Origin of the sequence: Sphingomonas agri, assembly GCF_038148795.1 — a bacterium.
Taxonomy (GTDB): Bacteria; Pseudomonadota; Alphaproteobacteria; order Sphingomonadales; family Sphingomonadaceae; genus Sphingomicrobium; species Sphingomicrobium agri.
In genome coordinates, this window is record NZ_JBAPEU010000002.1 from 79,775 (window position 1) to 92,035 (window position 12,261).

11 protein-coding genes are annotated in these 12,261 nt (G+C 63.2%); 7 read left to right on the forward strand and 4 right to left on the reverse strand.

Annotated elements, in window-relative coordinates:
- Positions 1-14 precede the first annotated feature (14 nt).
- Positions 15-1,064 (forward strand): DUF2336 domain-containing protein, encoded by a 1,050-nt coding sequence (locus V8192_RS07165; protein WP_341632396.1) that lies wholly within the window; start codon positions 15-17, stop codon positions 1,062-1,064.
- Entirely contained in the window at positions 1,057-2,388 is a 1,332-nt protein-coding gene (locus V8192_RS07170; RefSeq protein ID WP_341632397.1) for a sensor histidine kinase, read from the forward strand. The genes V8192_RS07165 and V8192_RS07170 overlap by 8 nt, the downstream gene beginning before the upstream one ends.
- On the opposite strand, the gene V8192_RS07175 is transcribed toward V8192_RS07170, so the two are convergent.
- The 4 genes from V8192_RS07175 to V8192_RS07190 all read right to left on the reverse strand — a co-directional run bounded on the left by V8192_RS07175 (position 2,385) and on the right by V8192_RS07190 (position 7,923).
- Positions 2,385-3,671, reverse strand: a complete 1,287-nt coding sequence (locus V8192_RS07175; RefSeq protein ID WP_341632398.1) for a citrate synthase — start codon at positions 3,669-3,671, stop codon at positions 2,385-2,387. The two genes, V8192_RS07170 and V8192_RS07175, sit on opposite strands and share 4 nt — an antisense overlap.
- Positions 3,668-5,080: a glutamate--tRNA ligase gene (gene gltX, locus V8192_RS07180; RefSeq protein WP_341632399.1), complete on the reverse strand. Its 1,413-nt coding sequence runs from the start codon at positions 5,078-5,080 to the stop codon at positions 3,668-3,670. The genes V8192_RS07175 and gltX overlap by 4 nt, the downstream gene beginning before the upstream one ends.
- A 173-nt stretch (positions 5,081-5,253) precedes the next feature.
- Positions 5,254-5,904: a transcriptional repressor LexA gene (gene lexA / locus V8192_RS07185; RefSeq protein WP_341632400.1), complete on the reverse strand. Its 651-nt coding sequence runs from the start codon at positions 5,902-5,904 to the stop codon at positions 5,254-5,256.
- A gap of 78 nt (positions 5,905-5,982) precedes the next feature.
- The gene (locus V8192_RS07190) at positions 5,983-7,923 is read right to left on the reverse strand and encodes a peptidylprolyl isomerase (protein WP_341632401.1); all 1,941 of its coding nucleotides are present in this window, start codon (positions 7,921-7,923) and stop codon (positions 5,983-5,985) included.
- Between the two features lie 98 nt (positions 7,924-8,021).
- On the opposite strand from V8192_RS07190, the gene tpiA reads away from it, so the two are divergent.
- From tpiA to trxB, 5 genes are all read left to right on the forward strand, one after another.
- Positions 8,022-8,768: a triose-phosphate isomerase gene (gene tpiA, locus V8192_RS07195; RefSeq protein ID WP_341632402.1), complete on the forward strand. Its 747-nt coding sequence runs from the start codon at positions 8,022-8,024 to the stop codon at positions 8,766-8,768.
- Positions 8,769-8,948: 180 nt separating this feature from the next.
- The gene (gene secG, locus V8192_RS07200) at positions 8,949-9,314 is read left to right on the forward strand and encodes a preprotein translocase subunit SecG (protein WP_341632403.1); all 366 of its coding nucleotides are present in this window, start codon (positions 8,949-8,951) and stop codon (positions 9,312-9,314) included.
- A 72-nt stretch (positions 9,315-9,386) separates the two neighbouring features.
- Positions 9,387-11,021 (forward strand): CTP synthase, encoded by a 1,635-nt coding sequence (pyrG, locus tag V8192_RS07205; protein ID WP_341632404.1) that lies wholly within the window; start codon positions 9,387-9,389, stop codon positions 11,019-11,021.
- Between the two features lie 66 nt (positions 11,022-11,087).
- Positions 11,088-11,237, forward strand: a complete 150-nt coding sequence (locus V8192_RS07210; protein WP_341632405.1) for a lmo0937 family membrane protein — start codon at positions 11,088-11,090, stop codon at positions 11,235-11,237.
- 56 nt (positions 11,238-11,293) lie between these two features.
- Positions 11,294-12,259, forward strand: a complete 966-nt coding sequence (gene trxB / locus V8192_RS07215; RefSeq protein ID WP_341632406.1) for a thioredoxin-disulfide reductase — start codon at positions 11,294-11,296, stop codon at positions 12,257-12,259.
- Positions 12,260-12,261: the final 2 nt, after the last annotated feature.

A 12,261-nucleotide genomic window follows, 5' to 3' on the forward strand; every position in this document is an offset into this window, starting at 1 on the left:
ACCGATATGTCGGCATGATGATGCCGGAAGAATGGCCCATTGCTGCTCCGGCAGCGGACGGGAACGTGCCCGCGCGGAGCGCGGGCCGCGGACGCTTGCACACCGTGAGGCGCGACTTTTTTCTCGACCCTGCCAAGCGGCTAACGGAGCAGGAGCGGGCCCTGATGACCGCCATGCTACATTGCCTTGTCGGAGATGTCGCAAGCGCCATCCGTGCCGCGCTTCCGGCGGGCCGACTGGCTGCAAATGACGAGAGCGACGCGGCGCTGATCGAGGCGTTGACAGCATCTGGACTGCTCGATGAACCCGGCCTCATGGCGCTTCTGCTTCGCCGTGCCGACGAAGAGCGGATTGCGACTGCCGCCCGCGCTCGCAGCGGGCGCCGCGAAGCTCGAGTGCTTCAGGGCCTCGTCAGCCACGAACATGGCGCTGTTGCCGCTGCGGCAATGGCTCTCATCCTCGGCCGCGGCCGCCGAAGGGACCGCTTCGGCCAGTGCCTGATCGCCTTTGACGATCTTTCGCCTTCTGACGCCGAGGCGCTCGCGAACGCGGTCGCGGCTGGGCTCCGGCGCGAAGTCGCCGGCGTGCTTGGTGCCGCAGCTGCCGACCTTGAGCTTGCCGAAGCGTCCGACCAGGTCATCGACAAGCGGGACGAGGAACGGAGCATCGAATCCCTAACCTCTGCGCTGGTCCATTTCCTGGATGAGGCCGGGGGCCTTACCGACGAGCTTGTGCTCGCGGCGGCAAATGAGGGCGAGATAGCGTTCATCGGCGAATTTCTGGGTCGGCGCGCCGGCATCTCGACCGATTCGGCCATGGGCGAGTTGCTGTCCGGGGAAGCCGGATACGTAATGGCTCTCCTGAAGACCGCTGGTACATCACGTGACTTCAGCGCGGGGCTTCTTGCCGGCATCGGGGACTTGCTGGGCATCACCGATGCTGGCGCTGCAATCGCCCTCTTTGATGCAATGAGCGATGAGCAGGCTCAGGCGAAGCGTTCGTGGCTGACGACCTCACCGACCTACCGCGCAGCTCTCGAGCGGCTGGGACAGGGACGTGGCTAGCGCTCCTTCCGAACCGCGTCCGGTGCTTGGCCGGCTCGATCGCATGGGCCGCCTGATCTCGGCGGATCCGCAACTGGAGGCGCTCCAGCGCGAGGCGGGCTCAGATCTTGGCGATCTGCTCGCTCTTCCGCAGATCGCCGCGGTCGCGCAGCTTGCCCGCAAGCTTGCAATGCCGGTGTCGCGCCCTGCACTCGCAGCGTCGACCGATCACGACATCGAATTGTGGGTTGAGGCTACGCCGGAAGGCGATGAAATCGCGCTTTCGCTCGAGGGGTGGACGATAAGATCGCCCGCCGGCCCACGGCTCGCCGCGATCCTGGGCGGCGGGACGGACGTTGAGGCTGGCGGCGCGCGCAGCGAATGGGCTGCGGACGAGGAACTGCGCATCATTTCCTTGTCATCCGACCTTGCCGAGCTCCTCGGCGTCGAATCGGACAAGGTTGCCGGACAGCCGCTGACCCGCGTCGTCCGGCTTGAAGAAGACGATGCTGGTGAAATGCCGCTAATCAGCGCGCTTGCTGCTCGCCGGGGATTTTCGGGGCAGCACGCGCGCAGCCGCGCCGACGAAGCCCGCTCGATCATGCTTGCCGGAGAGGTGGTCACGGCCGCAGACGGGACCTTCGCCGGGTTTCGCGGCACCATGCAGACGGACGCTGCGGCGATACGGCCCGCTGCCGGTCGCCCGTCGGCCTTTGACGAAGCGCTCGACGAGGTGCTGCGCTCGCCGCTCGACCGCATCATCGAGACGGCCGAGCGGATCGTCGAACGTTCCGACGGACCTCTAAGGAGCGACTATGCGAGCTACGGGAGCGACATCGCGGCAGCCGCACGTCACCTCCTGTCGGTCCTCACCTCGATGAGTCAGGAGCCCGGCCACATTGACCGTTCGATCGACCTTGCAGTGCTTGCGGGGGAAGCGGTCGTCATGCTCGATTCATCGGCCGATGATCGCCAGGTAAGGATAGATCTCGAGCCGAGCGATACACTCCTTGCCAATGGCGAGCAGCGCGCCGTCATCCAGATCCTCGTGAACCTTATTGGAAACGCCATTCGCTATTCGCCCAAGGGGGCAGTGATCAGGCTCGGTTTCTCGCGAACGCCGGCTACTGCCTCGGTAACCGTTGCGGACGAAGGACCCGGAGTCGCTGCCGCCGATCAGCAGCGCATCTTCGAGCGCTTCGAGCGGGCGCACTCCGAGGAAGGCGGTTCAGGCCTCGGCCTCGCGATCTCGCGGCGGCTCGCCCGCTCCATGGGCGGAGACGTCACACTGGATAGCGCGCCTGGGGAAGGCGCGCGGTTCACACTTACGCTACCAGCGGCCTAGCGCCGGTTGCACGGCACGTAGTCGCGCTGCGTCTGGCCAACATAGAGCTGCCTTGGGCGACCGATTTTCTGGTCCGGGTCGGCGATCATCTCGTTCCATTGCGCGACCCACCCCACGGTCCTTGCAACCGCGAAGAGCGCCGTGAACATGTCGGTCGGAAAGCCGATCGCATTGAGGATCACGCCTGAGTAGAAATCGACGTTCGGGTAGAGCTTCTTCTCGATGAAATAGTCGTCGTGAAGCGCGATCTGCTCGAGTTCCTTGGCGACGTCGAGCACCGGGTCGGAGATGTTCAGTTCCTTCAGCACCTCATCGGCAGTTGCCTTCATCACTTTGGCGCGCGGGTCGAAATTCTTGTAGACCCGGTGCCCGAAGCCCATGAGCCGGAACGGGTCGTTCTTGTCCTTGGCGCGCGCGATATATTCGGGAATGCGCTCGGGTCGGCCGATTTCGCGCAGCATGTTGAGCGCCGCCTCGTTGGCACCTCCATGAGCCGGGCCCCACAGGCAGGCAATGCCTGCGGCAATGCAGGCAAATGGATTTGCGCCCGACGAGCCTGCCAGCCGCACGGTTGACGTCGATGCATTCTGCTCGTGGTCCGCGTGGAGGATGAAGATGCGGCGCATCGCGCGCTCGATAACCGGGTTCACCTCATATGGCTCCGCCGGGACCCCGAAGGTCATCCTGAGGAAGTTGCCGGTGTAGCTGAGGCTGTTCTGGGGGAACATGAAGGGCTGGCCGAGGCTGTACTTGTAGGCCATCGCAGCAATCGTCGGCATCTTGGCGATCAGCCGGTGCGAGGCAATCATCCGCTGCTCGGGATCGGTGATGTCCGTGCTGTCGTGATAGAAAGACGAGAGCGCTCCGACGACGCCGCACATGATCGCCATCGGATGGGCATCGCGCCTGAACCCCCGGTAGAAGGTTGCAAGCTGCTCGTGGACCATCGTGTGGCGGCTGATCGTATGAACGAACTCGTCCAGCTGCTGCTTGGTCGGAAGTTCGCCGTGGAGCAGGAGGTAGGATACCTCCATGAAGGTCGAGTGCTCGGCGAGCTGGTCGATGGGATAGCCACGGTGGAGGAGGATCCCCTTCTCGCCATCGATGTAGGTGATCGCGCTTTCGCAGCTCGCCGTCGACGTGAAGCCCGGATCGTAGGTGAACATTCCGGTTTCGCCGTAGAGCTTGCGGATGTCGACGACCTCCGGGCCGACCGTTCCGTCAAGAACGGCGTAATTGTAGTTGGACCCGTTCAATCCGAGGGTCACGCTTTTGTCGGTCATTCGTTCGGCTCCACCATCTGGTCGGCGATCCGGGCGAGGCTTTCGTCTCGCCCCAGCAACGCAAGAACATCAAAAATTCCCGGAGAGGTCGTGCGCCCTGTGAGGGCGGCGCGAAGCGGTTGGGCAAGTTTCCCAAGCTTCACGCCACTGGCCTCCGCAACCTCGCGGATGGCGGCCTCTAACGACGGCGTGTCCCAATTCGCAAGTGCAACAAGCAGTTCGTGCGCCGATGCGAGGAGCGCTCGGGCATCAGCCGTGAGCAGGGCCTCGGCCGCGTCCTCGAGTTCAAGCGGGCGTTCGGCAAACAGGAAGCGCGCGCCATCGGCGAGTTCGTTGAGAGTGTGTGCCCGAGCCTTCAGTTCCGGCATCGCCCTGGCGAGCAATTCCTGCTGCGACGCCGACAGACCAAGCTTCGGCGCGACGAGCTCCGCGAGCCTCTCGTTTTCGGCCTCGCGGATGTAATGACCGTTCAGGTTCTCGAGCTTCTTGAAATCGAAGCGCGAGGGGGATTTTCCGACCTGCGGCAGGTCGAACCATTCGATCGCCTGGGTGCGGCTGATGATTTCATCGTCCCCGTGGCCCCAACCGAGCCTCAGCAGGTAATTGTTCACGGCCTCGGGAAGAAGGCCCAATTCGTCTCGATAGGCATCCACCCCCATCGCGCCGTGCCGTTTGCTGAGCTTGGCGCCGTCAGGGCCATGGATCAGCGGCACATGGGCATAGGTCGGCTCCGGCCAGTCCATTGCGCGAATGATCGCCAGCTGGCGGAAGGCATTGTTGAGATGATCATCGCCGCGGATCACGTGAGTGACCCCCATGTCGTGATCATCGACCACAACGGCAAGCATGTAGGTCGGAGTTCCGTCCGAGCGAAGCAGAATGAAATCGTCGATCTCCGCATTCTGGACCGTCACTCGACCCTGGACCTCGTCCTCGACGGCGGTTTCTCCCTCGCGGGGCGCCTTGAGGCGGATGACGTAGGGCCTGCCGGCCTGCTCCTCGTCAATATCGCGCCAAGGGCTGCTGATGCGGAACGGCTTTCGCTCCGCCTTCGCCTTCTCGCGCTGCTCGGCGAGCTCTTCCTGGGTCATGTAACACCGGTAGGCGGCCCCCTTTCCGAGCATGAGCCGAGCGATTTCGGCGTGCCTGGCCCAGAACTGCGACTGATAATATTCGTGTCCGTCCCAATCGAGCTCGAGCCAGCGCATCCCGTCCAGAATGGCGTCGATCGCCTCGCTGGTCGAACGGGCGCGGTCGGTATCCTCTATTCTCAGGAGGAACTTGCCGCCCCTGTGGCGGGCATAGAGCCAGTTGAACAAGGCGGTGCGCGCGCCCCCGATGTGCAGGTAGCCGGTCGGGGAGGGGGCAAATCGCGTAACGACCGGCCGCGACGTATCACTTGCGCTCAACCGCGCTTTCCTCTTCTCTTCATGCTGCAGTGCAATGGACGAGGGCCCCTAACATAGGGAAAGCGTGTCTTCCACACGCGTCCTCCATCCGAGCGCGGCCGACACCGCACGCGCGTTCCCGGAGCGCCTCGGTCAGGGCCCCCGTCATACCGCGAAGTAGTGCCGGCTGCGCTTCAGTAGCGGCGGATGAGCCCTGCCAGCCTGCCCTGGATCTTCACCCGGCTCTCGTCGTAGCGCTGCGGCTCGTAACGGCTGTTTGCCGGGTCGAGCCGGATCATTCGCCCTTCACGCCGGAAGGTCTTCAGCGTCGCTTCCTCATTGTCGATCAGGGCGACGACAATTTCGCCATCCCGGGCCGTGTCCACCTTTCGAATAAGAGCGAAATCACCGTCGAGAATGCCTTCCTCGACCATGGAATCGCCCGAGACCTCAAGCGCGTAATGTTCGCCCGTTCCAAGGAGGGCTGCCGGAACCGCAAACGTCTCCGTTCCCTGAAGAGCCTCGATGGGCGTGCCCGCGGCAATTCGGCCGTGAAGGGGAATTTCCATCGTATCGTTTGCCGGCGCTGCAGACACTGGCCGGAGCGGGGTTATCGTTGCTGATGGACGGGTCTCGGGTAGCTTGAGAACCTCGAGTGCGCGGGCTCGGTTGGGGAGCCGGCGAATGAAGCCACGCTCCTCGAGTGCCGAGATGAGCCTGTGCACCCCGGACTTCGACTTGAGATCCAGCGCCTCGCGCATCTCATCGAAGCTCGGGCTGATGCCGCTTTCCTTCAGACGGTTCTCGATGAAGAGCAGCAATTCATGCTGCTTGGCGGTGAGCATCGGCAATCACTCCCCGATAAGAACGAACGGGGAACGTGTAGGCAACAAATATGGATACGTCAAGCGGTGGCGGCCGGCTCAGCCGCCACTGCTGACCAGCCGCGCCTTGAATGCCTCGATCGCGCCCGGGTTGCGCTTCGCCTTCATGTGGAGACGCACGTCGGAAATGAACTGCTGAGCGTAATCCTGCGAGCTCGCCTGGTTAAGTTCTCCCTGCACCTGGCTGATGAGGCCCGGCGCTACGAGCGCGTTGCCTGGGACCACCTTGTCAACCTTCACGACTACGAAGCCGCCCTGGGGCACAGGCGCCATGCGGCTATGGCCTGGCCCGACGGCGAAGAGTAGCTTGAGCGCGGGCGGAACATTGCCTTGTGCATTGGTGAGCTGGATCCGGCGAGCAGCGACGGGCTGGGGCGCAGGGATTGCCGCTCCCACTGCCTTGACCGCGTCGGCAAGCGATACATTTCCCGATGCCTTTGCAGCGACCTGCGTAGCGGCGGCCTTGGCGCGCTTACTCGCCTCGTCGTTGATCCAGTCGCCCGCAACCTGCTCGCGGATGCTTGCAAGCGGCGACGGGGCGGAGGGAATTACCTGCCCGGGCGATACGACCGCATAACCAGAATCGCCCGGCAGCGTGACGATCTCGGGCGGATCATTGGGTGCAATGTCGAACCCGGTCTTGAGCGCAGGCGCAAGCTCGGGTGGCAACTTGAATGAAGCCTCGCTTCGTGACGAACCGCTGGACGTGATGAGCGGCGTCGTCGTCACTGGCAACTTCGCGGCCGCCACCGCCTCGCTGAAGTTGCCGCCGTTGTCGACCGTGTTCTGGACCTTGTCGACCAAATCCTCGATCGCGGACTTGCGCTTGTCCTGGGTCAGCTTGGTCGCGATTTCAGCCCTGGCCTGATCGAGCGTCTTGCCTCCGCCTGCAGCCACCGAATCGATCTTCACAATGACCCAGCCAAAGTCGGATTGGACCGGCCCGACGACTGAGCCGTTCGCTGCTGCAAAGACCGCATTGGCGGCCTTGTCTCCAGCAACGCCTGCATAGGCGGCGCGGGTCTGGTTCTGAAGCGTGGATACAGCCGCTCCGCTCCCTGCCGGTGCCGCTGCGGCGGCAAGGGTGGCGCCGCTTCTGGCACGTTGCGCAATGGCGTTGGCTGTTGCCTGGTCCTGGACCACCACCTGGCTCAGCGAGCGGGTATCGCTCGGCGCATAGGTGGTCTTGTTGGCGTTGTAATAGGCAGTCACTTCCTGATCGGAGGCAGCGACACCCGCGACCTGCTCAGGCCCGATCCGTGCGATTCGCAGGACGCGCTGCTCGGGGATCATGTAGCGAGCGCGATTTGCAGCATAGAATTGCTGCAGTTGTACGTCGCTCGGCTGCAGTCCCCTCTTGAAGGGATCGAGCGGCACGTTGACCGCTTCTCCCTGCCGCGATTCCAGGAGCATCGAGGCATAGACCGTCGCCATTCCGACGGGGACGCGCGCATTGGTGACGACGGGCGTCAGGAGCATCCGCTGCAACAGGCCGCCGGCAAGCACCTGTCTCACTTCCGCGTCGCTCAGCCGTTGCTGGGCCAGGAAAGCTTGGTAGCCCTGCTCGCTGAACTGCCCGTTGAGGCCCTTGGTGCCGGGCAGCTGCGCGATTTCGGCGTCGATCATCCTCTTAGAGAGGGGAAAATCATATTTGTCTGCGAAGGCCATCAGCGACCGCTCGTCCACAAGCGAATCCAACAGCGGGTTGAAGTCCCCCATGACGCTCGCATAGTCGGCATCGGCTCGCTGCTGGCGGGCCTGCTGGAGGCGCCGTTGCATCGCGTCGGACATTTCCCGCTCGCTCACCTCCTGGTCGCCGACTTTGGCAAGCGTTCCGCTGGCCATGCCGAGCCCGAGATTGCCCGTGCCGAAGTTTGACAGATCGGCAAGCGCGAAGCCGCCGAGGATGGCGATGAGTACGAAGGCCATGACCCCCGTACCAATCTTGGACTTAGAAACGCGGCGGAAGAAGGAGAGCATCGGGTTCCCGGTGCGATTGGAAGACGGCCGCTGCTTTAGGGGGCGGGCTGGCGTGCATCAAGCCGCGCCGCTAGGGGCCGCCGGGAAAAGGGGAAGCCATGGTGCTTAGGAAGCTCGTCGTCGGAAACTGGAAGATGCACGGTCTTTCCTCGGATCTGCGTGAGATCGAGGCGATCGCCGCGGCCTCGGAGCCCTATTCTACCGTCGACGTCGCCCTGTGCGTCCCGGCAATCCTCGTCGAGCGCGCCGCGCGCGCAGTCCCGAACTTCCGGATCGGCGGCCAGGACGTTCATCGGTCGGAGAAAGGTGCCCATACGGGCTGCACTTCTGCGCAAATGCTTGTGGATGCCGGCGCGACCCTCACCATTGTCGGGCACAGCGAACGACGCGATGAGCAGCGGGAAAGCGACAGCGACGTCAGGGCCAAGGCCGAGGCAGCACTGTCGGCGGGTCTCGGGGTGATACTTTGCGTGGGCGAGAGCCTCGAGGTGCGAGACAGAGGCGCTGCTGTCGAAACGGTGATGGCGCAGCTCCGCGGCTCCTTGCCGCGAACTCTTGCCGGCGGTCCCTGGCTTGCAATTGCCTACGAGCCGATCTGGGCCATCGGCACCGGCAAGGTTCCGACCGACGGCGAGATCGCGCAGATGCATTCTGCGATTCGCGCGAAATTGGGTGAACAGTACGGAAAGGGAAGCGAAGTCCGCATCCTTTATGGCGGCTCGGTCAAAGGCTCCAACGCCGGCGAAATATTCGGAATCGCGGACGTCGACGGCGCCCTCGTCGGGGGCGCGAGCCTCAAGGCTGACGATTTCATCCCCATAATCGAGGCGGCGGCCGCCGGCTAAGCTGCGCTCCCGATCAGCGGAGCGCTCCGCAATGCCGATAGCGACGGTCGGGTAGCCGGCCGAACAGATCGAAGCGCCGTTCAAGGCAGCATGCACACGAAGCCGGGGCAGTAACGTGTTGAAAGGATGGTCGGCGCCGACTAAGTCGCGGCGCGCATCTTCCAATTTCGAAAGCCCGACATGTTCGCATTCCTGCTGATCGTTCAATCGCTGATCGCCCTTGCGCTCATTACGGTTATCCTGATGCAGCGGTCCGAGGGCGGCGGCCTTGGCGTCGGCGGCAGCTCCTCGGGCTTCATGACGGCCCGGGGCGCGGCCGACTTTCTCACCCGTTCGACGGCGATCCTCGGGGCTACGTTCATCCTTCTGTCGATCGTCATGGCAGCGATCGCAGGAGCGACGCGTACGCCGGCGAAGATCGATACGTCGCTGGCCGGCAAGCTCGCACCGACCCAGCAATCCCAGCCTGTGCAACCGGCGCCGGCGAAGCCGACGACAAATCCGCAACAGAATCAGCCGGCTCCCGCCGTTCCGTTGGCCCAGTAAGCGGTCAGCGCAGAATTTTTTTCGCGTCGTGGGTTGCGCCCGCGGCGCTTGTCCCCCTAAGCCTCGGACCCCATGGCGCGGTTCATATTTGTCACCGGCGGCGTGGTTTCATCGCTTGGAAAAGGTCTCCTCTCAGCGTCCCTCGGGGCGCTTCTCCAGGCGCGCGGCTACAAGGTCCGAATCCGGAAATTCGATCCCTATCTCAACGTCGATCCTGGGACGATGTCACCCTACCAGCACGGCGAAGTCTATGTGACCGACGACGGGGCGGAGACGGATCTCGACCTCGGGCATTATGAGCGCTTCACCGGCGTTTCCTCGCGCCAATCGGACAATATCACGACTGGCCGCATCTACAGGGACATAATCGCGAAGGAACGGCGCGGCGATTATCTTGGAGCAACGGTGCAGGTCGTCCCGCACGTCACCAATGCAATCAAAGAATTCGCGCTTGGTGACACGAACGGCTGCGATTTCGTCATCTGCGAAATCGGCGGCACGGTCGGGGACATCGAAAGCCTTCCCTTTATCGAATCGATCCGCCAGCTGCGCAACGATCTGGGGCGCGACCAGACGGTCAGCGTCCACACGACCCTCGTGCCCTGGATTGCCGCGGCGGGCGAGCTCAAGACCAAGCCCACGCAGCACAGCGTTCGTGAGCTTTCGAGCCTCGGAGTTCAGCCGGAGGTACTTCTATGCCGCTCGGAAAAGCCCCTTCCTGACGGCGAGCGCGCCAAGATCGCGCTCTTTTGCAATGTGAGGGCCGAAGCGGTCATCCCGGCGCTCGATGCACGCAACATCTATGACGTTCCGCTTCAATATCACGAGGCGGGGCTGGATGACGAAGTCCTGCGCGCGTTCAACATCAGCGACGCTCCAGAGCCGGACCTCGGGCGCTGGCGCGAGATCATGGACCGCATCGACCATTACGAGAGCGAGGTGACGATCGGCGTGGTCGGCAAATATGTGGGCTTGCCTGACGCCTACAAGAGCCTGCGCGAGGCCCTTGTCCACGGCGGCATCGCCAATCGCGCCAAGGTCAACATCGAATGGATCGATGCAGAGATATTCGAACATCCCGAGGCGGAAATCGCGGCCGAACTCGAGCCACTGCACGGTATCCTCGTTCCTGGCGGCTTCGGGGAGCGCGGCAGCCAGGGCAAGATCGCCAGCGTGAAGTTTGCTCGCGAGCGCGAAATTCCCTTCTTCGGCATCTGTCTTGGGATGCAGATGGCTTGCATTGAAGCGGCGAGGAACCAGGCCGGCATCGCCGAGGCATCTACGACCGAGTTCGGCGAAACGTCTGAGCCGGTCGTCGGCATGATCACCGAGTGGATGAGCGAGGAGGGGCTCCAGCAGCGTGCCGCGGGAGGGGACCTTGGCGGAACGATGCGGCTTGGAGCCTATCCCGCCAAGCTTGATGGCAACAGCGTGGTTCGCTCCATCTACGGGACGGACATGATCAGCGAGAGGCACCGGCATCGCTACGAGGTCAATGTCCACTATCGTGATGCGCTTGAAGGGGCGGGCCTGATTTTCTCCGGCATGTCGCCCGATAATCAGCTGCCGGAGATCGTCGAGCGCCCCGACCATCCCTGGTTCATCGGGGTGCAATTCCATCCCGAACTGAAGAGCCGACCATTCCAGCCGCACCCGCTGTTCGCGGGGTTCATCGAGGCAGCAGTCAAACAGTCGCGCCTGGTTTAGCGACCTGCCATTGGAACGCGCCTGCTAATTGACCGTTACGCGGGCGACACCAAGGGAGGAATACCCATGCTTCTGACGATCGCCATCATCCTGCTCATTCTGTGGGCCCTGGGCTTTTTCGCCTTCCACGTCGCGGGCGGCCTTATCCATATCCTGCTGATTATTGGCATTGTCGTGCTGATCTGGAACTTCATCGCCGGCCGCAGGGCAATTTAACTTTTCGCATAAACGCCGACATTGCGGGGCGCTTTCGAGCGCCCTAGATGTTTGGCATGAGCAACAGCATTTCGACGCGCGTTGTCGTGCTCGGCTCCGGGCCGGCAGGTCTGACGGCTGCAATCTACGCTGCGCGTGCGGGCCTCAGCCCTATCGTCATTCAGGGAATCCAGCCGGGCGGACAGCTGACGACCACCACGGACGTGGAAAACTATCCCGGCTTCCGTGACGTGATCCAGGGCCCCTGGCTCATGGAGGAAATGCAGGCGCAGGCCGAGCATGTCGGCACCAAGATCGTCTGGGATCATATCGACGAGGTGGATCTGTCGCGGCGCCCGTTCAGGCTGCGCGGAGACGGAGGGACGCAATATTTTGCGGATGCGCTGGTGATTGCGACCGGCGCGCAAGCCAAGTGGCTGGGGCTTCCATCCGAGGAGCACATGAAGGGAAGGGGCGCGTCGGCCTGCGCCACCTGCGACGGATTTTTCTATCGCGGAAAGCGGGTCGCCGTGATCGGCGGCGGCAATACGGCCGTCGAGGAGGCGCTCTACCTTACCAACCACAGCCATGACGTCACGCTGATCCACAGACGTGACTCGCTTCGCGCAGAGAAAATCCTCCAGGACCGGTTGTTTGCGAACCCGCACGTCAACGTGATCTGGGACAGCGAAGTGGTGGAGTTCGTCGCCGGCGGCGAACCCGAGGCGCTCGTTGGTCTCGATATTCGGAACAAGCGCACTGGAGAGATCAGCCGGGTCGAAGCCGAAGGAGCGTTCGTCGCAATCGGCCACCAGCCTGCAACCGAGCTGTTCAAGGGGCAGCTGAAGCTGGACAGCGAAGGCTATATCATCGTCGAGCCGGGCACGACCCGGACGAGCGTTCCCGGGGTGTTCGCCTGCGGTGACGTCATGGACAAGATCTATCGCCAGGCGGTGACTGCCGCGGGCACCGGTTGCATGGCCGCGCTCGATGTGGAGAAATATCTCGCCGCTCAGGAATATGAGGCAATCGCGGCCGAATAAGG

Excerpts from the sequence above, each read along its gene's own strand:
- V8192_RS07165 (WP_341632396.1), top strand. The coding sequence starts at position 15 with ATGATGATGCCGGAAGAATGGCCCATTGCTGCTCCGGCAGCGGACGGG.
- V8192_RS07175 (WP_341632398.1), bottom strand. The coding sequence starts at position 3,671 with ATGACCGACAAAAGCGTGACCCTCGGATTGAACGGGTCCAACTACAAT.
- lexA (WP_341632400.1), bottom strand. The coding sequence starts at position 5,904 with ATGCTCACCGCCAAGCAGCATGAATTGCTGCTCTTCATCGAGAACCGT.
- V8192_RS07190 (WP_341632401.1), bottom strand. The coding sequence starts at position 7,923 with ATGCTCTCCTTCTTCCGCCGCGTTTCTAAGTCCAAGATTGGTACGGGG.
- tpiA (WP_341632402.1), top strand. The coding sequence starts at position 8,022 with ATGGTGCTTAGGAAGCTCGTCGTCGGAAACTGGAAGATGCACGGTCTT.
- secG (WP_341632403.1), top strand. The coding sequence starts at position 8,949 with ATGTTCGCATTCCTGCTGATCGTTCAATCGCTGATCGCCCTTGCGCTC.
- pyrG (WP_341632404.1), top strand. The coding sequence starts at position 9,387 with ATGGCGCGGTTCATATTTGTCACCGGCGGCGTGGTTTCATCGCTTGGA.
- V8192_RS07210 (WP_341632405.1), top strand. The coding sequence starts at position 11,088 with ATGCTTCTGACGATCGCCATCATCCTGCTCATTCTGTGGGCCCTGGGC.
- trxB (WP_341632406.1), top strand. The coding sequence starts at position 11,294 with ATGAGCAACAGCATTTCGACGCGCGTTGTCGTGCTCGGCTCCGGGCCG.